The sequence below is a fragment of the Streptomyces sp. NPDC053542 genome, assembly GCF_044544685.1.
Taxonomy (GTDB): domain Bacteria; phylum Actinomycetota; class Actinomycetes; order Streptomycetales; family Streptomycetaceae; genus Streptomyces.
In genome coordinates, this window is the sequence record NZ_JBITXL010000010.1 from 97,317 (window position 1) to 119,593 (window position 22,277).

Annotated in this window: 18 protein-coding genes; 14 read left to right on the forward strand and 4 right to left on the reverse strand. The window is 72.6% G+C overall.

Annotated features, from left to right (window positions below; all coding sequences use genetic code 11):
• Window positions 1–210 precede the first annotated feature (210 nt).
• From ACIGXO_RS26600 to ACIGXO_RS26650, 11 genes are all read left to right on the forward strand, one after another.
• Window positions 211–756, forward strand: coding sequence for a TetR/AcrR family transcriptional regulator (locus tag ACIGXO_RS26600; protein ID WP_399791727.1), 546 nt, complete (start codon window positions 211–213; stop codon window positions 754–756).
• Between the two features lie 247 nt (window positions 757–1,003).
• The gene (locus ACIGXO_RS26605) at window positions 1,004–1,324 is read left to right on the forward strand and encodes a hypothetical protein (protein ID WP_399791729.1); all 321 of its coding nucleotides are present in this window, start codon (window positions 1,004–1,006) and stop codon (window positions 1,322–1,324) included.
• Window positions 1,325–1,400: 76 nt separating this feature from the next.
• A complete protein-coding gene (locus ACIGXO_RS26610) occupies window positions 1,401–3,326 on the forward strand; it encodes an FUSC family protein (RefSeq protein WP_399791730.1) in 1,926 nt (641 codons plus the stop codon).
• A 152-nt stretch (window positions 3,327–3,478) separates the two neighbouring features.
• Complete coding sequence (locus tag ACIGXO_RS26615; RefSeq protein ID WP_399791732.1) at window positions 3,479–3,985, forward strand: MarR family winged helix-turn-helix transcriptional regulator; 507 nt, start codon at window positions 3,479–3,481, stop codon at window positions 3,983–3,985.
• Between the two features lie 139 nt (window positions 3,986–4,124).
• Complete coding sequence (locus ACIGXO_RS26620) at window positions 4,125–4,370, forward strand: DUF2630 family protein (protein ID WP_399791734.1); 246 nt, start codon at window positions 4,125–4,127, stop codon at window positions 4,368–4,370.
• 393 nt (window positions 4,371–4,763) lie between these two features.
• Window positions 4,764–5,177 (forward strand): SsgA family sporulation/cell division regulator, encoded by a 414-nt coding sequence (locus ACIGXO_RS26625; protein ID WP_031060309.1) that lies wholly within the window; start codon window positions 4,764–4,766, stop codon window positions 5,175–5,177.
• Window positions 5,178–5,520: 343 nt separating this feature from the next.
• Complete coding sequence (locus ACIGXO_RS26630) at window positions 5,521–5,931, forward strand: SsgA family sporulation/cell division regulator (protein WP_399791737.1); 411 nt, start codon at window positions 5,521–5,523, stop codon at window positions 5,929–5,931.
• Window positions 5,932–6,026: 95 nt separating this feature from the next.
• On the forward strand, window positions 6,027–6,734 hold the full coding sequence (locus ACIGXO_RS26635) for a response regulator (RefSeq protein ID WP_399791739.1): 708 nt from the start codon (window positions 6,027–6,029) through the stop codon (window positions 6,732–6,734).
• Window positions 6,735–6,832: 98 nt separating this feature from the next.
• Window positions 6,833–8,266 carry an ATP-binding protein gene (locus tag ACIGXO_RS26640; protein ID WP_399792165.1) on the forward strand — a complete coding sequence of 478 codons (1,434 nt, stop codon included), beginning with the start codon at window positions 6,833–6,835 and terminating at the stop codon, window positions 8,264–8,266.
• Window positions 8,263–8,817 (forward strand): hypothetical protein, encoded by a 555-nt coding sequence (locus ACIGXO_RS26645; protein WP_399791740.1) that lies wholly within the window; start codon window positions 8,263–8,265, stop codon window positions 8,815–8,817. The genes ACIGXO_RS26640 and ACIGXO_RS26645 overlap by 4 nt, the downstream gene beginning before the upstream one ends.
• Before the next feature lie 77 nt (window positions 8,818–8,894).
• Window positions 8,895–10,580, forward strand: a complete 1,686-nt coding sequence (locus tag ACIGXO_RS26650) for a GMC family oxidoreductase (protein ID WP_399791742.1) — start codon at window positions 8,895–8,897, stop codon at window positions 10,578–10,580.
• Between the two features lie 43 nt (window positions 10,581–10,623).
• On the opposite strand, the gene ACIGXO_RS26655 is transcribed toward ACIGXO_RS26650, so the two are convergent.
• Both ACIGXO_RS26655 and ACIGXO_RS26660 read right to left on the reverse strand, forming a co-directional pair.
• Window positions 10,624–11,928, reverse strand: a complete 1,305-nt coding sequence (locus ACIGXO_RS26655; protein ID WP_399791744.1) for a DUF4185 domain-containing protein — start codon at window positions 11,926–11,928, stop codon at window positions 10,624–10,626.
• Window positions 11,929–11,985: 57 nt separating this feature from the next.
• Window positions 11,986–12,990 (reverse strand): multicopper oxidase domain-containing protein, encoded by a 1,005-nt coding sequence (locus ACIGXO_RS26660; RefSeq protein ID WP_399791746.1) that lies wholly within the window; start codon window positions 12,988–12,990, stop codon window positions 11,986–11,988.
• Window positions 12,991–13,184: 194 nt separating this feature from the next.
• Between ACIGXO_RS26660 and ACIGXO_RS26665 the strand changes: the two genes are divergently transcribed.
• Window positions 13,185–15,665 carry a ThuA domain-containing protein gene (locus tag ACIGXO_RS26665; protein WP_399791748.1) on the forward strand — a complete coding sequence of 827 codons (2,481 nt, stop codon included), beginning with the start codon at window positions 13,185–13,187 and terminating at the stop codon, window positions 15,663–15,665.
• Complete coding sequence (locus ACIGXO_RS26670) at window positions 15,662–17,836, forward strand: OmpL47-type beta-barrel domain-containing protein (protein ID WP_399791750.1); 2,175 nt, start codon at window positions 15,662–15,664, stop codon at window positions 17,834–17,836. The genes ACIGXO_RS26665 and ACIGXO_RS26670 overlap by 4 nt, the downstream gene beginning before the upstream one ends.
• A 70-nt stretch (window positions 17,837–17,906) precedes the next feature.
• Here the strand turns inward: ACIGXO_RS26670 and ACIGXO_RS26675 are convergent, their stop codons facing one another.
• Entirely contained in the window at window positions 17,907–19,199 is a 1,293-nt protein-coding gene (locus ACIGXO_RS26675; protein WP_399791752.1) for a YeeE/YedE family protein, read from the reverse strand.
• A gap of 263 nt (window positions 19,200–19,462) precedes the next feature.
• Between ACIGXO_RS26675 and ACIGXO_RS26680 the strand changes: the two genes are divergently transcribed.
• Window positions 19,463–19,897, forward strand: a complete 435-nt coding sequence (locus ACIGXO_RS26680) for a YchJ family protein (RefSeq protein ID WP_399791754.1) — start codon at window positions 19,463–19,465, stop codon at window positions 19,895–19,897.
• A 26-nt stretch (window positions 19,898–19,923) separates the two neighbouring features.
• Here the strand turns inward: ACIGXO_RS26680 and ACIGXO_RS26685 are convergent, their stop codons facing one another.
• On the reverse strand, window positions 19,924–22,269 hold the full coding sequence (locus ACIGXO_RS26685; protein ID WP_399791756.1) for a penicillin acylase family protein: 2,346 nt from the start codon (window positions 22,267–22,269) through the stop codon (window positions 19,924–19,926).
• Window positions 22,270–22,277: the final 8 nt, after the last annotated feature.

Consider the following 22,277-nt stretch of genomic DNA (forward strand, 5'->3'; position numbering starts at 1 on the left):
AGATTAAATGGCATGGCGTGCCAATAAGGGGGACAGGGAGATGGGGGTGCGGTAGGAGGGGCGTGATGTCGGGGCTGTGGCAGAGTGACGAGATTCCGGGAGGTGGCGCTGGAGCACCGGACGGCGGGAGCGGGCGGGAGAGGGGCGACGCATATGGCAGCGGGGCGGGGGCGGCCGTCGATCGATGAAGCGCGGCGTCAGGCGACTCGGATGGCGATTGCCGAGGCGGCGGCGGAGCTCTTCTCCGAGCGTGGGTACGAGGCGACGACGGTCGAGCACATCGCCGGGGCGGCCGGTATCTCGCTGCGTACCTTTTACCGGTACTGCCCGGCGAAGGAGGACGCGCTCACGCCGGTCTTCACGTCGAGCGTCAGCGGCCTCGCCGACGAGCTGGCGGCGCGGCCGGCCGACGAGCCGCTGAGCCAGGCCGTCGAAGCGGCGTTCGCCGACTCGGTGTCCCTGCGCCGCCTGGCGGACGCGGACCGGGCGCGGCGGCTGCTCCGGGTGATGGGCTCGGTACCGGCACTGCGTACGCGCTGGCTGGCAGCCGGACGGGAGCTGCAGGACCGGCTGGCGCCGGCACTCGCGCCACGCACCGGCGGCGACCCGGACAGCATGGAGACCCGGCTGCTCGCCGCGGCCCTGATCGATGCGATCACGGTGGCGATGGAGTACTGGGCACGGGGAGACGGAGCGGAGGACGTCATGGCGCTGACCGCCCGGGCGTTGCGATACCTGCGGATCGACCACCTGTAGCCGACCGAAGACCGGCGACCGGCGATCGACGACCAGCAACCGGCGACCGGCGATCGACGACCGGTAGCCGGTCACCGGCTGCGGATCGGGGGGCGCAGCGGGGGTGGAGCGTTCTCGGGGGCGTGCTCCCGTGCCGGGCGCCCCGCGTGCCCCCCGTACCGCAGCGTGCTCCCTTGTACGGGTGGGGTGCCCCTTGTCCGGCTCGCGGAAAATGCGATAGTCAAGTGGACCGATCACGGGGGGACCCATGCGTAGATTTCTGGCTGCAGTCGTCGCTGCCGCCACGCTGAGCGGGACGCTCGGAATAGCGTCGGCGGAGCCGGCCGCCGCCGCGTCCCGGCACCAGCGGGCACCGCAGTGCGTCAAGGTGGTCAAGTACTTCACGAAGAAGCACAAGCGGTACGTCCGGCTGACGAACCTGTGCGACAAGCGGACCGCCTGCTACACCGTCGTCGTACCGGCGCGCCCCGATACGCGCGGCCGGCTCAAGAAGGGCACGACGAAGAACGTGCGCTACGGCACGGACCGCGACCCGCGGGCGCTGTACGTCAAGAATCGTCCCTGCTGAGGACGGAGACGACGGAGACGCACAGCACGGCTCCCGGCTAATTCTTCACTAGTAAAACACCTGCTAATCTTTAAGCATGGGCAAGCATGCTGGATCGACGCGACTGAGACAAAAGGACACCAAAAACCACAAGAACCACGCCAAGAGCGGCACGCAGCGCGTCGGCGGCGACGGCGTCATCCGGACGCGACCGCTGCCGGTCAAGAGCACCGTGCGGCTGCGTCGCCCCCTGGAGACGCGGCACTGGCACAAGCCCGCGTTCAGCGCGGCCGTCGCCATCGCCGTACCCGATCTGGCGCTGCTCGCCCTGGACCGGATGGACCTGGTCCTTTACACCTCGGCCGGCGCGATGTGCGCGCTGTACGGGCACAACAAGCCGTACGCGGCGCGCGCCCGGACCGTTGCCTGGGTGGTCCTTTCCATGATCGCCAGCCTCGCCGTCGGCCTGGTCAGCTCCGCCTTCATCGGCACCACCATGCTGCTCGTGCTGATCGCCTCGGCGCTGGCGGCGGTGCACAAGATGATGTGCGACGCGACCCGTATCGGGCCGCCCGGCAACCTCATCATCACCTTCATCTCGGCCTCGGCCTTCTTCGTGCCGCAGCAGCCCGGCCTGATCCCGTTCCACCTGCTGCTCGCCGTCGCGGGCGGCGCCGTCGCGTGGCTGGTGTGCATGGCGCCCTGGCTCGTACGGCCGGAGGGGCCGCAGCGGATCGCCACGGCGCGGGCGCTGGAGGCCGCGGCCGGGCTGCTGCGTGCCGCACCCGACGCCGCCGGCCCCCGCCACGCCACCGCGGCCGCGGTCAACGCCGCCTGGCAGACGCTCTTCCTCGTACCGGCCCGCAGCGCGGCCAAGTACACCGCCAGGGCCCGCCTGGAGCGGCTGCTCATCCACGCCGAATCGGCCCTGGCCGAGCCGGCCGCCGGGACCCGCGCCGCGGACGCCGCACGCTTCGACGCCTGGGCGCGGGACCTGCGCCGCGGCCGACCGCTCCCCGAGGTGGCACTGGACGCCGGGCAGACCGCGGAACTGGCGGGCATCGCCGCCGACCAGGAGGCACAAGAGACACAGGACGGGACCGCGATCCGGTCCGGACGGAACGGCGCCGCGATCCGGTCCGGGCGGAACGGCCGCGGCGCGGCCAGCCTGCGCCGCCCCTCCCCCGACCACCTGCGCGGCTTCCGGCCCGTACTGAAGCAGCTGCGGCCCGGTTCGCCGCTGTTGCCGCTCGGGGCGCGCGTCATGATCGGCTGTACGCTCGCGGGCTGGGCCTCCATGGCCATCGGCTCCGAGCATCCGTACTGGGCGGTGGTCACCGCGGCCTCGGTCTTCCAGGCCAACACCACGCTCTCCTGGCAGCGCGCCGTCCAGCGCGCCCTCGGCAACCTCCTCGGGCTGCTGCTCTTCACCGCGCTGCTCCCGGTGATCCACACCGGTCACCTGGCGATGGTGCTGCTGGTACTCCTCTTCCAGATCGGCGCGGAGGCGTGGATTCCGCGCAACTACTGGCTCGGGTCGGTCTGCGTCACCCCGATGGCGCTGCTGCTCACCTCCTTCGGCAACGCGATGCCCGCGGGCGTTCTCGTCCGCGACCGGTGGGTGGACACGGTGGTCGGCGCGGTCATCGGCCTGGTCTGCTGCGTACTGGTGACCAATCGGCGCGCCACCGACCGCATCGAGGCCGCGGTGGCCCGCGTCGTCGCGGCCCGGGAAGCGGCGGCCGCGGTGCTCGCGACCCTGCCGGACGACCACGAGTCCGGACACGAGGAGGGGCGCGAGACGGGACACGAGACGGGACACGAAGCGCTGCACGAGGCGGGCTGGGCCCGCGACCGGCTCGCCGCGGCACTGGTCGAACTGCGCGAGGCCGTCGAGGTCGCCTCCGGCGAGTGGTGGCAGCGGGCCCTGCCCGCCGAGCGCGTCGCCCTCACCGAGCGCGACGGCCACCGCACCCTCGCCCGCCTGGTCCGGCACCTCACGGCGCCGACACTGGCCGCATAGCGGTCCAGCAGCAGTAGCAGGCGTACGCACCCGACCCACGCGCCAGGCGTACGAAGCAACCGCGTCGGCGGTCCGGCACCGGCGTGCGACACGGGTACGCGCCCCGTGGGCAGAATGGGCGCGGAAGAACGGCGGACGAAGGAGAGCTGAGCGTGGCCGAGGACATCGTCGCAGGGGTGCTGCGGCAGTGGCAGCAGGTGCATCCCGGTCTCGACACCGGGCCGATGGCCGTGATCGGACGGCTCAACCGCTGCTCCGCGCTGCTCCAGCAGGCGGTGGACGCACCCCTCGTGCAGGAGGGGCTGACCCGCGCGGAATTCGACCTTCTCGGCACGTTGCGGCGCACCGGACGCGAGCTGACTCCGGGCCAGCTGGCGCGGGAGACGTTCGCGTCGGGCGCCGCCGTCACCAAACGGCTGCGGCTGCTGGAGGAACGCGGCCTGGTCGCCCGGCGCGCCGACGCGCGCGACCGCCGGGTCGCCCACCTCAGCCTCACCGACCAGGGCCGCGAGCTGATCGACCGGCTGCTGCCCGATCAGCTCTCGTTCGAGTCCAGCCTGCTGTCCGGGCTCTCCGGCGAGGAGCTGGGGAACCTCTCCGCGACCCTCTCCGACCTGTTGCTGCACCTCGAAGGCCGGCTGGGCGCCCCGCGCACCTGAGAGCCGCCCAGCGGCCCCTCGCGGGTCCGTGCCCGGCCGGCAGGGCAGAGCCCCGCCGCGCCGAATCGCGGCCGGGTGCCCCGCTTCCTACAGTGAGCCGTAAAGGCCCAGGGGCTTGTCCGGTAGTGAGGAGTGACCCATGGACCAGCAGGAGATCCTCTCCCGTATCGCGGCGATGGTGGAGACCGAGAAGGCGCTGCGCGAGCGCATCGGCACCGAGGAGACCGGCGGTGACGAGGAGCGCGAGCAGCTGGCGGCGCTGGAACGCGAGCTCAACCAGTGCTGGGACCTGCTGCGGCAGCGGCGCGCCAAGAGCGAGTTCGGGCAGAACCCGGACGAGGCCGCCGTCCGCCCGTCGTCCCAGGTGGAGCAGTACCGGTCGTAGGACCGGTACCGGGTCGCAGGGCCGGTCACCGACCGTACGGCCCGTTCGTACGGACCGTAACCGGCGCGGCGACCGATCGTACGACCGGCCCCGGCGCGGCACGCTCCGGAGTGGCGTACGCACGTCCGTGGCGGCGGCCGGTACGTTCGGCGTATCCGGCGGTCGTCCCGGGCGCCGGGGTGCGTACGGGAACCGGCGGAGAGCGAACGCGTCCCGCTCCCGACCGCTGCCTCCGGGAGGCGGTGCGCGGTCGGTGTGAGGAGCGGTTGTCCGCTTCCCTCGGGGCCCGTGACGCAGCTCACGCGGAAATCCGGTGCACTGCCGTAACGATGCGGCCGTCATAGATGTCGTACAGGCAAGGAACCGCACCGGACAGACACCAGGGAGCCGACGATGCCGGACATCATCGACCACGCTGTTCAGGCCGGCCTCATCGCGACGGAACCGCAGTCGCGCGCCGTCCTCGCCCGTCTGCGCTACAAGAGCACCGATCCGTTCGCCGTACAGGCGATCTTCCCGGCCGCGGCCTCCCTGGACGGCGCGGAGGTCCGCTGGACGTTCGGCCGCGACCTGCTGGCGGAGGGGCTGCTGGGCCCGGCCGGGGACGGCGACGTGCACGCCTGGCCCTGCGGACCGCGCCACACGATGCTGGAGTTCCACGCCGCCGACGGCATGGCGATGGTCCGGTTCGCGTCCGCCGATCTCCGGCGCTTCCTGGCGAGTGCGTACCTGGTGGTGCCGCGCGGCGCCGAGCCCCGCTTCCTGGACGTGGACGCCGACCTCGCGGCACTGCTGCGCGAGGCGTAAAGGCAGAGCCGCGGCGCGAGGCGTAAAGGCAGTCGCCGCGCGAGATGTGAAACCGGAGCCGGGCGCGAGATACCAAACCCGGGCATGCGAGGCGCCCCCGGGCAGGAAAGCCGGGCCCCGGGTGCATGCCTGCCGGGACCACCTGATATTCCGTATCTGACACACCGGACCGGGAGGGTGCCGAATGGGGACGCCTCCCCCAGATGACACGGTTCACACCTGACATGACATAGATCACACCCCTGTCACAGGCACGGCTCACCTGGGCACAGCGTCTAGGAGAGTGAGCCGTGTGCACACCCGGCCACCATCACGACCCGACAGCCGTAAGGGAGCAGCCGCGATGCAGAGCGCCATCGACCAAGCCGTGCAGGTCCGTCTGATCGCGACCGCGCCGGGGTCGCGTCCGGTGCCCGCCACCCTGCACTACCACCCGGCAGACCCGCTGGCCGTGCGGATGTCCTTCCCGCCGGAGATCTCGCTGGACGGTGCCGCGGTGGAGTGGACGTTCGCGCGAGAGCTCCTCTCCGAGGGGCTGCGCGGGGCGGCCGGCACCGGCGACGTACGGGTGCGGCCGCTCGGCGACGACCGGACCGTACTGGAGCTGCACGTGGCGGACGGCGTCGCGATGGTCCAGATGAGCTCCGCCGACATCCGGCTCTTCCTGGCGCGCGCGTACGACGCGGTGCCCGCCGGGGAGGAGCAGCTCGATGTGGACGGCGGCCTCGCGGAGCTGCTCGGCGGCGAAAGCTGAGAGAGCCGAGATCCCGGAGATCTCTGAACGGGCCGCGCGGAGGCCCACCGGGCCCCTGTTACCGACCCGTCAAGAAACGTATCGATACTGGTCGCATGCCACGAGTACTGCTCATCGAGGACGACGCCGCCGTTCGGCACGGGGTCTCGCTCGCGCTGCGGCGGCGCGGCCACGAGGTGGCGGCCGCGGCCAGCGGCGAGGAGGGGCTGACCACGCTGCCGGCCTTCCGGCCCGACATCGTGCTGCTCGACCTGATGCTGCCGGGCAAGGACGGCTTCGAGGTGTGCCGCCGCATCCGGGCCGACCGGCAGCTGCCGATCATCATGCTCACGGCGCGCGGCGACGACCTCGACGTGGTGCTCGGCCTGGAGGCGGGCGCGGACGACTACATCGTCAAGCCCGCCCGTGGTGAGGTGCTGGAGGCCCGCATCCGCGCGGTGCTGCGCCGGACGGCGCCGCCCGCGCTGGGTGATGCCGGGCCGCCCGAGCCGGGCCCGGCCCCCGTGGAGACGCACGGCGAACTGGTCGTGGACCGGGCCGGGCTGGTGGTGGCCAAGAACGGCCAAGACCTCGCGCTGGCCCCCTCCGAGATGAAGCTGCTGCTGTTCCTGTCGGCGGCGCCGGGGCAGGTGTTCAGCCGTCAGCAGCTGCTGGAGCACGTGTGGGAGCACAGCTACCACGGGGACGCGCGGCTGGTGGACGCGTGTGTGATGCGGCTGCGGACGAAGATCGAGGACACCCCGCGCAGCCCGCGGTACGTCCAGACGGTCCGCGGCTTCGGCTACCGCTTCGGCCCGCTGTGAGCCGGACGGAGACGGGAACGGGCGCGGGACCGGAGACGGGAACGGACGCGCGAACGGACGCACCGGACGCACCGTCAGCGGAGTCCCGCAGGGCCCGGCTGCGGCAGTTGCTGCGCGGGCTGCGGGCCCGGCTCGTCGTCGCGTTCCTGCTGGTCGCGGCCGTCAGCGCGCTGACGACTGCCGCGCTCACCTACCGGGAGGCGCGGAACGCGATCCTGGAGCGGTCGCAGGACACGGCCATCAACGATCTGCGGGCGCAGATCAATTCGCTCGCGCCCGACCTGCCCGTGCCGCCCAGCCGGGCCGATCTGGACGAGTTCGCCCGGCAGCTGGACCGGTCCGGCAAGGCCAGGGACTGGGACGTCGAGGCGGACTACGAAGGCGTACCGGGTGAGGGCTCGGACGCGGACGTGGCAGTGCCGGACGCGCTGCGGGAGTCCGTGGAGCAGCGGCATGTACCGGTGTTCCAGCGGGTCGAGCGCGGCGGCGAGCCGTGGCTGCTGATCGGCATGCCGGTCACCCGGGCGCACGACCACGCCCCTTCCAAGCTTTCCGTGTACGCCCGGGTGCCGCTGCGCGCCGAGGAGGCCAACGTCGAGGAGCTGGTGAACGCCGCGCAGCGGGGCGCGCTGCCGGTGCTGGCGCTGGCCCTCGTACCGGCGCTGTTCGCGGCGCGCGGCGTGCTGCGGCCGGTACGCAAGCTGCGGCAGGCGGCCGGGCGGCTCGCCGAGGGCAAGCTGGACACCCGGCTGGAGGTCAAGGGCGGGGACGAACTCGCCGAGCTGTCCCGCACGTTCAACGACATGGCGGCGCACCTGGAGGAGAACGTCGCGGAGCTGCGCCGGCTGGAGTCCAACTCGCGGCGGTTCGCGGCGGACGTCTCGCACGAGCTGCGGACGCCGCTCGCCGCGATGAGCGCGGTCACGGACGTGCTGGACGAGGACGCGGAGGCCGGGGAGCTGGACCCGGACACCGCGTCGGCGGTGCGGCTGATCAGCCAGGAGACCGGCAAACTGGCCCGCATGGTGGAGGACCTGATGGAGGTGTCGCGGTTCGACGCGGGTGCCGCGGCGCTCCATGTGTACGACGTGGACGTCGCCGAGGCGATCCGCAAGACGCTGCAGGCCAGGGCGTGGCAGGAGCGGGTGACGGCGGATCTCGCCGCGGACGTGCGGGCCCGGCTGGATCCGCGGCGGCTGGACGTGGTGGTGGCCAATCTGGTCGGCAACGCGCTGCACCACGGGGGCGAGCCCGTCGCGGTACGGCTGCGCGCCCCGGAGGACGGCCGGCTGGTGATCGAGGTGGCCGACAACGGGCCGGGCATCGACCCGGAGGTGCTGCCGCACGTCTTCGACCGCTTCTACAAGGCGGACTCGGCGCGGGCCCGCTCCGAGGGCAGCGGCCTGGGGCTGGCGATCGCCATGGAGAACGTACGACTGCACGGCGGCACCCTGCGCGCGGCCAACTCCGAGGAGGGCGGCGCCGTCTTCACCATCTGCCTCCCGCTGCGTGCGGGCGAGGAGGAGGCGTGAGGACCACCCGGGCGACTGTCGTCCTCGCCGCGCTGCTCGCCGGCGCCCTGGCCGGCTGCGGCATCGAGCCCAGCGATGTGATCGACGCCGGGGAGCCGGCGACGGGGCTGAAGTCGGACGGGCAGGCCCCCGCCGACGTGCAGCTGTTCTTCCTCGCCTCGACCGGGCTGCGGTCCGCGGCGCGCTCCGCGGACCGCCCGGCCACCCCGCAGCGCGCCATCGATCTGTTGCTGACCGGCCCGAACGCCGCCGAGCGGCAGCGGGGCCTGACGACCGCGCTGCCGGACCTGCGCGGCCGGGTCACGGTCACCTCGCGCGAGGGGCGTCTCACGGTGACCATGCCGGCCGACCCGGAGAAGCTCGACCAGCCCGCGCTCAGCCAGCTGGTGTGCACGGCGGCCAACGGGCAGGTGCCCGGCGGGCGGCCGCCCGAGGAGGTACCGGTGACCGTGCGCGGCAAGGACGTGGAGGTCGGCCCGCTGGTCTGCGGCGGCAACAACGCCTACCCGCACATCACGCCGCGGTCCGCGTCACCGAGCGCCGCCCCCTGACCCCGCGGCGTCCGTTCCTCTACGCTGCAGTCGGCGATCACACCGGTCACCATGCCGACGGCGCAAGGGAGTTGCGGATGGCACGGCGGTCAGGACCGCGCGGGAAAGCGGCTTCGGGAGCGTACGACTCCACTTACGACTACATCGTCGTCGGGGCGGGTTCGGCGGGTTGTGTGCTCGCCGCCCGGCTGTCCGAGGACCCGACGGTGCGGGTCGCGCTGGTCGAGGCGGGCGGCCCGGACCGCAGGCAGGAGGTCCGTATCCCCGCGGCCTTCCCCAAGCTGTTCAAGACCGCGTACGACTGGGACTTCATCACCACCGCGCAGGACGCGCTCGACGGCCGGGCGCTGTACTGGCCGCGCGGCCGCACCCTCGGCGGCTCGTCCTCGCTGAACGCGATGATGTGGGTGCGCGGGCATCGGGACGACTACGACGCCTGGGCGGCGACGGCAGGCGAGGAGTGGTCGTACGACCAGGTCGTACGCTACTTCCGGCGGGCCGAGCGCTGGGCGGGCCCGCCCGCGGGTCGCGAGGCGGGTGCCGAGGCACCTTCCGATGGCGAGGCACCTTCCGATGGCGAACCGCGGAAGGCGCCGGTGCACGGCTCGGCCGGCCCCCTGTGGATCTCCCCGGCGCGCGATCTGCACCCGCTCTCCACCGCCTTCCTCGACGCCTGTACGGAATCCGGCCTGCCGCTGCTGCCGGAGCTCAACGGCCCCGATCACAGCGGCTGTGCGGCCACCCCGCTCTCGCAGCGGCGCGGGCGGCGCTGGAGCACGGCGGACGGCTATCTGCGGCCCGCGCTGCGGCGCGCCAACCTCACGGTGCTGACGGACCGCGAGACGCGCCGGGTCCTCTTCGACGGGGACCGGGCATGCGGCGTGGAGCTGGCGGACGGCGTGCTGCGGGCCCGGCGCGAGGTGCTGCTGAGCGCCGGTGCGATCGGCTCCCCGCAGCTGCTGCTGCGCTCGGGCATCGGGGACGCCGAGGACCTCAAGGCGCTGGGGATCGCGCCGGTGGCCGATCTGCCGGGCGTCGGGCGGCACTTGCAGGACCACCTCTCCGTGCCCGTACTGCGGTACGCACAGCATCCGGTCACGCTCACCGGCGCCGATACGCCCGCCAACATCGCGCGCTATCTGCTGGCCCGGCGCGGCCCGCTGACCTCGAACGTCGGCGAGGCCGTGGCGTTCGTGCGCAGCGCGCCGGAGCTGGCGGCGCCGGACCTGGAACTGATCTTCGCGCCGGTGCCGTTCGTCGGCCATGGGCTCACGCCGCCGGCCGAGCACGGCGTGACCATCGGGGTCATCCTGCTGCAGCCGGAGAGCCACGGCCGGATCACGCTGACCGACGCCGATCCGGCCGCGCCGCCGTGCATCGAGCCCGCGTACCTGAGCGCGCCGGCCGACCTGCGGCGGATGGTCGCGGGCGTGCGCTTCGCCGAGGAGCTGTACGGCACCGCGGCGCTGCGCCCGCACGTCGGCGGCGCGCTGCCGCCCTGCCCGGAGCGGACGGACGACGCCGGGACCGAGGCCATGGTGCGGGCGCTGGCGGAGACCCTGTACCACCCGGTCGGCACCTGCCGGATGGGCACGGGCGACGACGCGGTGACCGATCCGGCGCTGCGGGTGCGCGGCGTCGAGGGCCTGCGGGTGGTGGACGCTTCAGTCATGCCGAGCATCACGCGGGGCCACACCAACGCCCCGACCGTGATGATCGCCGAGCGCGCCGCCGATCTGATCCGGTACGGGGCGGCCGGGTGAACTACGGGGTGGCCGGGTGAACTACGCGGCGGCCGGCTGAGGTTCAGCCGGCCGGCGTCGTCATCCGTAGCCGCAGGAACCGCGGCCGGTACAGCGTCACGTCGTCGTTGACCGCGCCGGCGGCCGGGGTGCCCGGCGGGCCGAGGGTGTTCACGTCGTAGCTGAGCAGCAAGCCGGGGCGGCCGGTGAACTCCGGGTGCGCCTGCGGGTTGTAGACGGCGGTGCGCTCGTCGGAGTCGGCGGGGTCGGGCGGCCGGGGCGGGGTGACCGCGCCGTTCGGGCCGTGCCAGGGGCCGTGTGGGGTGCAGGACCAGTAGCTGGTGAAGGTGGCCAGGCCGCGGCCGCCACCGCCCGCCGCGTCCATGGTGAACAGCACCCAGGTACCGCCGTCGCGGACGACGGTGTAGGCGCTGCCGACGCCGCGCCGGCCTTCGCCCCGCAGCACGGGGACGGCCCGCCCGGCGTCGGCGCGCCAGCCCGTGCCGTCCCAGTAGCGCCAGGCGCGGGCTTCGGCGAGCCGGCCGGTGGGGACCCGGGCGAGGTACGCCTGGGCCGCCGGGCGGCCGGTGGGGGCGTCGCCCCCGTACACATAGGTGTAGCGCCCCTCCGGTACGGCCGCCGTCCCGTAGAGCACGCGGGCTCCGGGGTCGGGCACCGCCGTGCGGTCGGCGACCGTGGTGACGCGTTCCAGGCGCAGCCGGGGCAGGGAGAGCGTGGCGACCTCGGTGCTGCGGGGCTCGCCGAAGAGCCAGGGACCCGTTCCCGGGGCGCGGTTCCACAGCAGGACGCGGAGTACCCGTTCGGATGATCCGGGCGTGCGGGGTTCCACGCGCGCGGCCACGGGCCAGCGCCACGCCCCCTTCGGCCCGTGTGCACGCGACGGGTCGGGGAAGTAGCCGGCAGGTCCGTCCGTCGTGCGGCGGACCAGGGTCCGGTACGGGCGTCCCGTCGGGTCCGCGAGGACGAGGGAGTTGCGGAGCAGACCGGGCAGGCCGCCGTCGGCCCTCCGGCGCCAGGAGTGCGGCTGCCCCTTGGGATTGGGCGGGTCCTGGATCTTGTCGAGGAAGGTGTCGGAGAACAGCCAGAGGACGCGGCCGCCCGGCAGCCGTACGGAGTGGGTGCCGTCGCCGCCCGTCCAGTCGTCCAGCCGGGAGTTGTCGTTGCCGTACCGGGCGAAGGCGTTCGTGAAGCGGGGTTCGGGAGCCCAGGAGGCGATCTCCCTGGCGGCGCAGGGGGCGGCGTTCCTGCCGGTCGGGACGGTGCCGAGTACGGCGGCCAGGACGGCCGCGACGAACAGCGCCGCCAGGACGGCGGTGCGCCGGGACACCCGGCCGACGGGACGCCTCATGCCCCGATCATGCCGCGCCGGGACGCCCGGCCCGGTCAGGGCGTGCCGGACGATGCGTCAATGGTGCCCGTCGTGTCCGGGAACCGTGCCGTCCGGCTTGGCGATCAGCAGCATGCCGGCCATGCCCATGTCGGAGTGGCTCTGGACGTGGCAGTGGTACATCCAGGCGCCCGCGCCCACGCCCTCGCCGGCCAGGAACTGGAAGCCGAAGGAGTCGGCCGGGCCGGTGATCTTGTTGTCGACGATCCGGCTGGGGTCGTCGGGTCCTGTCAGCAGGCCCGTGCGGTTGTCGGCCCAGCGGTGCCCGTGCACATGGAACGTGTGGTAGTACTCGCCGTGCGTGATCATGATGATCTCGACGCGGTCGCCGATGGTGGCCTTGAAGTCGGGCCCCTTCGGCAGGTTGTTGATCGTCATGTCGTTGAAGACGATGGTGAACTGGCGGTCCGGGTCGGGCAGGATGTCGCCCTCCCTGCGCACCACGACCGGGCCGTAGAGGCCCTTGCGGATGCCGCCGGTGCCGTGCTCGGTGCCGACGACGTGGTCGTGGTAGTGCCAGTAACCGGCGCTGCCGGGGCGCCAGGTGCCGTCCTTGCGTCTGCCGGGGGCGTGCGTGCGCCAGGTGTAGGTGCGGGTGCCGCCCGGCTCGATGTGGCTGCGGTTCATCTTCGTGCCGTCGCTGGCGGTGTCGTAGTCCACGCCGTGGACGTGCAGGCTGGCCGCGACGTCGAGAGTGTTGGTGACCTCGACGTGCAGGGTGTCGCCCTCGATGAGCTCGATGAGCGGGCCGGGGATCGTGGCCTTGCCCTTCTCCAGGCCGTAGCCGAGCTTCCCGTCGGGGAGTTGCTCCATGTAGAGCTTCATGTGCTTCACCTCGCCGCCGGCGCCGGCCCTGCGCACGGAGCCCTGGGACGCGGCGGCCGGGGCGGCACCTTGGGGCGCTGCGGCCGAGGCCGCCGGGGCCAGGCCGATCGTGCCGAGTGCCGCGGCGGCGGCCCCGCCGGTGAACAGCCGGCGGCTGAACGTGCCCCGCACGGTGGGGCTTTCGACTGGACCGGTCATCGTGCTCCCCTCGCAGAAAGCGCTCTCGGCAGTGTGCCGCTTGGGACGGTAGCGCCGTGATCTTCGTTTATCCACGGCAAGGACAAAGTTTGTTGACTTGCGGTCATAGCTATTGGCGAGCCGCCGAAAGAGGTCTAGCTTCGTCGGCTGTCGCTGTGTGCTCACAGCTGTGTCTTCAGAGGGGTGGGTGAACCATGCGTCGCGCACCACGTCAGAAACGCACCACCACCGGACGGCTGAGACGGACGGCCGGGCTGTCCGCGCTGGCCGTCACGGCGGCCCTGCTGGGCGGCACGCCCGCGCTGGCCGGGGCTCCGCCGGAACCGTCCGTACCCAGGCTCGCGCTGCCCTCGCCGCCCGGTGGCGAGAACGTCCGCGTACTGGTCTTCCACGCCTCGGCCGGCGAGGAGCCGCCGACGGTGAACGCCGGTATCGAGGCGATCGAGAAGATCGGGCAGCAGGGGCCGGCCGCCGAGCACTTCACGATCGACGCCACGGCCGACCCGTCGATCTTCACCAAGAGCAGGCTCGGCCGGTACAACGCGGTCGTCTTCCTGACCGGCGGCGGGGACATCCTCGACCCGGAGCAGGAAGCCGGGCTGGAGAGTTACATGGAGGCCGGCGGCGGGTTCGTCGGCATTCACAACGCGGCCCGCGCCGAGCCGTACTCCGAGTGGTTCACCGGCCTGATCGGCGCCCGCCCCACGGGCGGCACGGACAACGTGCAGCGCGCCACCGTCGAGGTCGGCGACCGGGACAACCCCGCCACCAAGAGCCTGCCGCTGGAGTGGAAGCGCCCCGACCGGTGGCTCAACTGGGCGGAGAATCCGAGCGGTTCGGTGCATACAGTAGCCCGTGTACGGGAGACCACCTTCCGGCCGGGCACCGGTGCCAACGGCGCCGACCACCCCATCTCCTGGTGCCGGGACTACGACGGCGGCCGGTCCTTCTACACCGGCATGGGCGGCACCTCGGCCGCCTTCCAGGAGACCGACTTCCGCACCCACCTGCGCGGCGCGCTGCTGTGGACCACCCGGCTGGCCCGCGCCGACTGCCAGGCGACCATCGCCTCGAACTACAAGGCCGAGCGGGTCACCCAGCCCAATCAGCCCGGGCAGCACGACCAGATCGGCGAGCCGCACGGCGTGGTGACCGCCAAGGACGGCCGGGTGTTCTACATCGGCCGCGGCGGCGAAAGCGGCGACGCGCCCGTGGTCACCGACTGGAACAACCCGGACATCGGCAAGGGCAAGGGCACCGTCCACGTCTACGACCCCGAGACGAAGAAGGTCACCCTCGCGGGCGAGCTCACCGTCTTCGGCAACAAGGGCGGCGGCGGTGAGCTGGTCAAGAACGAGGAGGGGCTGCTCGGCATCGAGCTGGACCCGGACTTCCTCGACAACGGCTGGGTGTACCTGCACTACACGCCGCACTCGGAGATCAACCGTGACACGCACATGGCCGAGCGCCGCGTCTCCCGCTTCACCATGGACCTCGAGACCGACAAGCTGGACCTCGCCTCGGAGAAGGTGCTGCTGAAGTGGCCGGTGCAGATCCACAGCTGCTGCCACGCGGGCGGCGGCATGGCGTGGGACTCCAAGGACAACCTGTACATCGCCACGGGTGACAACAACTCCAGTCAGTTCAGCGACGGTTACTCGGGCAACAACCCGGAGCCGAACTTCAAGGGCGTGTCGTTCGCCGACGCCCGCCGCACCGCGGGCAACACCAACAACCTCAACGGGAAGATCCTGCGGATCCACCCGGAGGACGACGGCACGTACACCCTGCCCGAGGGCAACCTCTTCACCGGCAAGGAGACCGACGAGGGCGGCGGCAAGACCCGCGGCGAGATCTACGTCATGGGCGTCCGCAACCCCTCCCGCATCTCCGTCGACAAGAAGACCGACACCCTCTACGCGGGCTGGGTCGGCCCGGACGCGACCGACCCGAGCGAGACCTGGGGCCCGGCGAAGTACGACACGTTCGCCGCGATCACCCATGCCTCCAACCGCGGCTGGCCGTTCTGCATGGGCAACAAGCAGCCCTACCGCGACCGCAACCTGCCGGACCCGAGCAAGCCGCTGGGCTGGTACGACTGCGACAACCTCAAGAACGAGTCGCCGAACAACGACGGGCTGGTCAACATCCCGCCCGCCGAGGCCAACAACATCTGGTACTCCCCCGCCGGCGGCGGCCCGGACTACCCGCGCGACGCCAACGGCGTGCCCAGCTACAAGAAGACCGAGCAGAAGTTCCTGCTGCCCTGGCTCAAGGGCGGCGGGCAGGCCGCGATGGACGGCCCTGTCTACCGGTACGACGCACAAACCGCGGGCAAGGACGCCTGGCCCGCGTACTGGGACGGCAAGTGGTTCGTCGGTGACTTCTACGACGGCGAGCAGCCGCGGAACGCGGTCGTCATGGACCCGAGGACGGCCGGCTCGGGCGGGCTGCCCGTGCACGCCGAGACCCTGGACAAGATCGTCCCGGTGGGCGCCGACGGCATCCGCAATCTGATGGGCTGGACGTTCGCGCCCGACGGCTCGCTCTACGTCCTGGACTACGGGCGCGGCTTCTTCACCCACGACGGCAAGTCGGCGCTGTGGCACATCACTTACCACGGCGGCCCGGCGACTCCGCTCCCCGCCGATCTGGCCCGGAAGGCGGTCCGATGAACCGGCGGCTGACCGCTCTGCTGTCCGTCCTCTTCCTGCTGCTGGGCGTGGGCGCCACGGCCGCCTACGGGCAGCCGGCGCCCGTCGAAGCGCAGCAGGTGCTGACCTGGACGGCGGGCGACGACATCACCAAGTACGCCTCGGCACCCACCACCGCGGTGGCCGGGAAGACGACCATCGTCTTCGAGAACAGCGAGGCCACCGGCAACACGATGGGCATGCCGCACACCCTGACCTTCGACGTCTCCGACCCGGAGTACAACCAGGACGTCAGCCTCAACATCCTGGCCAACCCCGGTGACTCCTCGGGCGGCAAGCACACCGCCGAGGTCACGCTCACGCCCGGCAAGTACCGCTACCACTGCACCATCCCGGGCCACGAGCAGATGCAGGGCATCCTCGTCGTGACCGACGGCGGCAGCGAGGACACCACGGCGCCGGAGACCTCGGCGACGGTCGAGGGGCAGAAGAACGCCGACGGCGCGTATGTCGGCAGCGCCACCGTCAGCGTCTCGGCGACGGACGACGGCTCGGGCGTGGACCGGATCGAGTATGCGGTGGGCGACGGCGGCTTCCAGCCGTACACCGCGCCCCTCGTGGTCGACCAGGTCGGCACCCACAAGATCCGTTACCGGGCCGCCGACAAGGCGGGCAATGTCGCCGCGGAGAAGTCCGTGGACTTCACCGTCGTCGCGCCGCCGACGGACGACACGACCCCGCCGGAGACCAGCGCGACCGTGACCGGTGAGAAGAACGCGGACGGCGCCTACGTCGGCATGGCGACGGTGACCGTCACCGCGTCCGACACCGGGTCGGGGGTCAACACCATCGAGTACGCGCTCGGGGACGGCGCCTGGCAGCCGTACACCGCGCCGGTGATGGTCCACGAGGCGGGCAGCCACCAGGTCCGCTACCGGGCCGCCGACAAGGCCGGCAACGCGGCCGCGGAGAAGTCCGTGGACTTCACCGTCGTCGCGCCGCCGCCCGAGGACACCACCCCACCGGACACCGCGGCGAAGGTCGAGGGCGACAGGAACTCGGACGGCGCCTACATCGGGAAGGCGACGGTGACCCTCACGGCCACCGACGAGGGCTCCGGCGTGGCGAAGACCGAGTACTCGCTGGACGGCGGCCCATACCTGGCGTACGAGGCACCGGTGATCGTGGACCGGGCGGGGTACCACTCGCTCGCGCACCGGGCGACCGACAAGGCGGGCAACACCTCGCCCGCGCGGACGGCATCCTTCACGGTCGTGGCGGGCGAGGTGCCCCCGCCGCCCTGTCCCGAGTACGACGAGCGGCTGACCGTCATCGTCGGCACGGTCGACACCGGCGTGCCGAACCGGGTCACCGGCAACCGCTGCACGATCAACGAGCTGATCGAGGACGAGAAGGACTGGTCCTCGCAGGCGCTCTTCCTCAAGCACGTCACGGAGGTGACCGACAAGCTGCTGAAGGAGGGCGTGATCGACAAACGGGAGTACCGCGCGATCAACAAGGCGGCCCGCCAGTCCGGCATCGGCAAGCCGGGCCACGACACCGGCTACCGCACCCTCTTCGACGGGACGCCGGAGTCCTTCGAGAAGTGGGAGCACGTGGGCGGCGGCGCCTTCTCGCTCACCGGTGACGGCGCCATGACCAGCAGTACGACGGTCGACGGCATGGGCATGCTGTGGTTCCCCGAGCGGCGCTTCGACGACTTCTCGCTGAAGCTGCAGTTCCGGGACGACGCGCCGGGCACCGGCAACGCCAACGGCGGGGTCTTCGTCCGCTTCCCCGACGTCCACGACCACCCCGAGGAGTCCCGGCCCGAGTGGGTCGCCATCAAGTACGGACATGAAGTCCAGATCCTGGACCGCCCGGACGGCGACATGTACAAGACGGGCTCGGTCTACGGCTTCGACCGGGTCGGCCTCGGCGGCGCCGGGGTCACGCCCAAGGGCACCTGGAACGACTACGAGATCCGGGTGACCGACCAGCACTACGAGATCTACCGCAACGGCAGGCTGATCAACGAGTTCGACAACACCGGCGGCCAGACCTTCTATCCGCCGCGCTCCGACGACCCGGGCACCGACGGCCGGCGCTACGCCTCCGGCTACCTCGGCCTCCAGGTCCACAGTACGAGCGATGTCATCTCGTACCGCAATATCCGCATCCAGGAGCGGTGAGCGCGTACTGACGGCGGCGGCCGCCGGGGGTCCTCCCCGGTGGCCGCCGCTTTCCGTCCGCGTCAGGCGCTCAGCAGACGCCGTCCCCCGGCTTCGGGTTGCCGAGCCCGAAGGACGGGCGCAGCCGGAGGCCGACCCAGGTGCCGACGAGCGCCGCCGCGCCCCAGATCCAGCCGTGCAGGCTGCCGGAGGCGATGCCGGCGAGGTACGCGCCGATGTTGCAGCCGCCGGCCATCCGGGCGCCGACACCCATCAGGATGCCGCCGAGCACGGCGGCGAGCGCGGTGCGGGCGGGAATGCCGCGGTGCAGCTTCCAGACGCCGCCCGCGGCGGCCGCGACCGCGGCGCCGATCATGATGCCGAGGTCCGTGAGGCTGGTCTTGTCGGCCAGGACCGGACCCGCGTACGAGGCCGCGTTCTTCGGGTCCTGCCAGAACGCCCAGTGCTCCGGGGAGCCGCCGAGCAGCCCCACCAGCTTCGAGCCCCACAGCGCGAAGGCGCTGGTGATCCCCCAGGCACCGCCCGAGACCAGCAGCACGCCCGCGCCGAGGACGGCGAGGACCAGCGCGCCGGTCCACAGGGTCCAGGAGCCGCGGAAGACGCGGGCCGGGGTGGTGCGCGCGGACGGCGGGGTGCCGACCGGCGGCGGGTTGCGGCGGGCCTGTACGCGGCGGGTGACCAGCACGATCACGGCGAGCAGCACCATGGTCACGGCCCACGAGCCGGCCCAGCCCAGGTGGTCCGAGAAGAGCACGGGGTCAAACGCGGGCAGGTCGCGCCAGAGGTTGTACTGCCAGGCCGCCAGCGTCGAGCCGGCGATGAAGCCGCCCAGGGTGAGCACGATGGTGCTCTGGCCCGAGCCGACGGCGAAGAGCGTGCCGGAGGCGCAGGCGCCGCCGAGCTGCATGCCGATGGCGAAGAGGAACGCGCCGGCCAGCAGGGCGACGCCCAGCGGTCCGGCGCTGGGCGCCGGCACCGAGCCGAACAGTCCGGTGCCGGTGCCGATCAGCAGCGCGAAGAGCGTCGCCGTGGTGCCGAGCAACAGGGCATGGGCGCGCAGCCCGGTGCCGTTGCCGACGGCGATCAGCTGCCGCCAGGCGGAGGTGAAGCCGAAGCGGGAGTGGAAGAGGGCGAAGCCCAGGGCGATGCCGAGGAGCAGCAGGATGCCGGGCTTGGCGCCGTTGGCGGTCCACACGTAGGCGGTGAGCCCGGCGCCGATCAGCCCGGCGATCACCAGGGGCGTCCGGCGGACGGGCGGCGCGGGCTCGGCCTCGGGCGCGGGCGTGCGGGTGGGTGCCGGGGTGAGCAGGGTGCCGGTACGGGGCGGTGCCCCGGCCGCCCCGGCGGGGGGAGCGGTCGTCACGTGGGTCTCCGTGGGAGGGGATGCGGTACGCGCTGACGTACCGGAAAGGGCCGGACCGGGAACGTCAGCGGCTACAGAGCGCGTCGTCGACGTCCCACGGCGTCGCCGCGAAGAGCGCGAGCGTGAGCACACGGGCGGGTCCGGACATGCGCTCCACGGTAATACCGGGTGTAAGCCACATGTAACGGCGTCTCGGATGGCGAGACGATGCGTCCGTCCAGCGGTACCGCGGCGGCACCTCCCCGACCAGGCACAATGGGCGCATGTCCCGTCGCACCAAGCGCCCGAAGCAGGCCGCAGCGCCTGCCGTCACCGCGTCCTCGCCCTGCCCCTGCGGCCTGTCCGCCCCGTACGGGGAGTGCTGCGGGCGGTTCCACGCCGGGACGGCGGCGGCGCCCACCGCCGAGCGGCTGATGCGCTCGCGGTACAGCGCGTTCGTGGTCCGGGACGAGGCATATCTGCTGCGCAGCTGGCATCCGGACACCCGGCCGCCCCGCGTCGAGTTCGACGCGGGGCAGCACTGGCTGGGCCTGGAGATCCTGCGGACGTCCGAGGGCAGCGCGTTCCACACCACCGGCACCGTCGAATTCCGGGCGCGGTTCCGGTACGGCGGCGCGGAGGACGCGCTGCACGAGCACAGCCGCTTCGTCCGGCACGACGGCGCCTGGGTCTACGTGGACGCGCTCTTCGCGGAATGAACCCCCCGATCACCTGAGGCCGCCGGTCACTCCCCGGGGACCGAACCCGGTACGAGCCTGATCCGCCCCGTCGTGTGTTCCTCGATCCGCTCGCGCGAGTACAGCAGCGGGAACGCCTCGTCCGCCGCCCACGGCTCGAACAGGTCCCGGTAGTGCGGGCTGCCCGGGTCGCCGGACTGGCCGGGCGCGTTCATCGCCAGCGAGTCGTCCCACGAGCCGACGTCCACGACCAGCCGGAACGTGGCGCCGCCGGTCTGCCGGAAGCCGGGGCCGTACGCCGTCGCCGAGACCGTGTCGCCGCTGCCGCCGCGCGGCGCGGGCCCCACCGAGGACCAGTCGGCGGCCTCCGTGCCGAGGAGCGCGGCGAGGGGGTGGTGCGGATGCGCCTGGTGGAGCGCGCCCCATCGCCACGCGCCGGGGTCGGGCCCGAGCAACTCTGCGGTCTCCGCCATCGCGGGACCGAGGCCGGCGAGGATCGCCGCGCGGATCGCGGCATCCGGGTCGGGCCCGAGCCGGTCCCCCGGCGCGAGCAGCAGCGAGAGGTCGACCCTCGGGTCCGCGCTGGCGTCCTCGGCGGGCAGCACGCGGGCGAGCGCCGCGGCCACCCGCTCCTCCGGGACCAGCCGGGCGAGGGCCCGCCGCAGCAACTCGGGGCGTAGGTGGCGGCGGTACCAGATCTCGAAGAGCGCGGCGGCGGGCGAGTCCGCGTCGAGCGCGGCGTCCCAGTCCCGCAGCAGCTTCAGCGCCCCGGCCACCTGCGGATCATCACTGGTCAGATCCGCCAGCAGCGGCTGTATCTCCCGCGCCGGCAGGCTCACATAGTCGTTCTGCAGCGCCACGCAGTCCGCCGCGGTCCAGTCCGACCGCGCGGTCAGCGCCTCGGCGAGGCGGTGGTGGCGGTGCGGCGCGTACCAGTCGTAGGTGACGGTCCGCTCGGCATTCGGGTACTCCGCGGGGAGGTTGAGCTGGTTGGCCGTGGCGAACCAGCCGTCCTCCGGGTCCCGTACGGAGGGCAGCCCGCCGACCGGGTGGTGCCCGTCCCATTCGTACCGGCCGTCGCCCGGCACCGGGAGCGTGCCGTCCCAGCCGCGGCGGACGGGGACGCGCCCGGCCGGACGCCAGCCGGTCGTGCCGTCCGGGGCCGCGTAGACCTGGTTCTCCCCGGGCGCGCCCCACCGCTCCATGGCGGCGACGAAGGCGTCGGGCCCTGCCGCGCCCATGTAGTCCATGCTGCCGAGGTACGGGGCCATGCCCGGCTCCAGCCAGGCGGCGCGGACCGCGAACGCGGCGGCGCGGTCGGGGCGTTCGTCGATGACCGGGCCGTGCCGGGTGAACCACAGGTCGGTGGTGACGGGCTCGCCGCCGCGCACCGGGATGGTCTCGGTGACCTTCGTCATCGCCTCCCAGTCGTCCCCGTAGGCGTACCGCTTGGGGTCGGCGGGGTCGGTGCGGTAGACGTACAGGTCCTCCTGGTCGATGGGGAAGATCGTGAGACCGAAGGCGAGCCGGCCGTTGTGGCCGATGGAGACGCCGGGCAGGGCCGGCTCGCCCGCGCCGATGACGTCGAGGCCGGGCGCCGAGAGGTGGGCGAGGTAGCGCAGCGCGGGGAGGGTGACGGCGCGGTGCGGGTCGTTGGCCAGCAGCGGGCGCCCGGTGGCGGTGCGGGACGGGGCGAGCACCCAGTTGTTGCTGCCGTCGATGCCCTGGCGCGGGGCGTTCGCGGCCCACGGCGGGGTGGTCGCCATCCGGTACACGCGCAGCACGTCGTCCGGGATGACGGAGAGGTCCAGGCCCTCCGGTACGCGCAGCTCGTGCGCGGGCTCACGAACCTTGCGCAGCTCCTCCACTTCCGGGCCGAAGTCCCGCAGAGTGAGCGCTCTTTGGACCTCGTCGTGGAGGTTGTAGTAGAGGCCGTGGCTGCGGATGCGGGCGACGTCGGCGGGCTGCCAGTACGCCGGTTCGTAGTCCAGCAGCCGGAACTCCGGGGGCAGGTACTCCCGTTGGGTTCTGCAGAGAGTGACGAAGGCGTTGATGCCGTGCACGAAGGCGGTGGTGGTCCGCTCGGTGTCCGGGCCGTACGCCTGCCACTCGGCCGCCATGTCGCCGCGGTAGAGGAACAGCCGTGCCGCGCGGTCGTGTTCGGCGTACTCGGGGCCGAAGACCTCGGCCAGCAGGCCGAGGCCGCGCCGCCGCCACAGGTCGATCTGGAAGAGCCGGTCGCGGGCCGCGTTGAAGCCCTGCGCGAGGAAGAGGTCGTCGCGCGAGGCGGCGTAGAGGTGCGGCACGCCCCAGCGGTCGACGAGGATCTCCACGGGCTCGGACAGCCCGGGCACCTCGAAGGTGATCTCCGTGCCCGTACCGGACTCGGTCATCGGGTGGC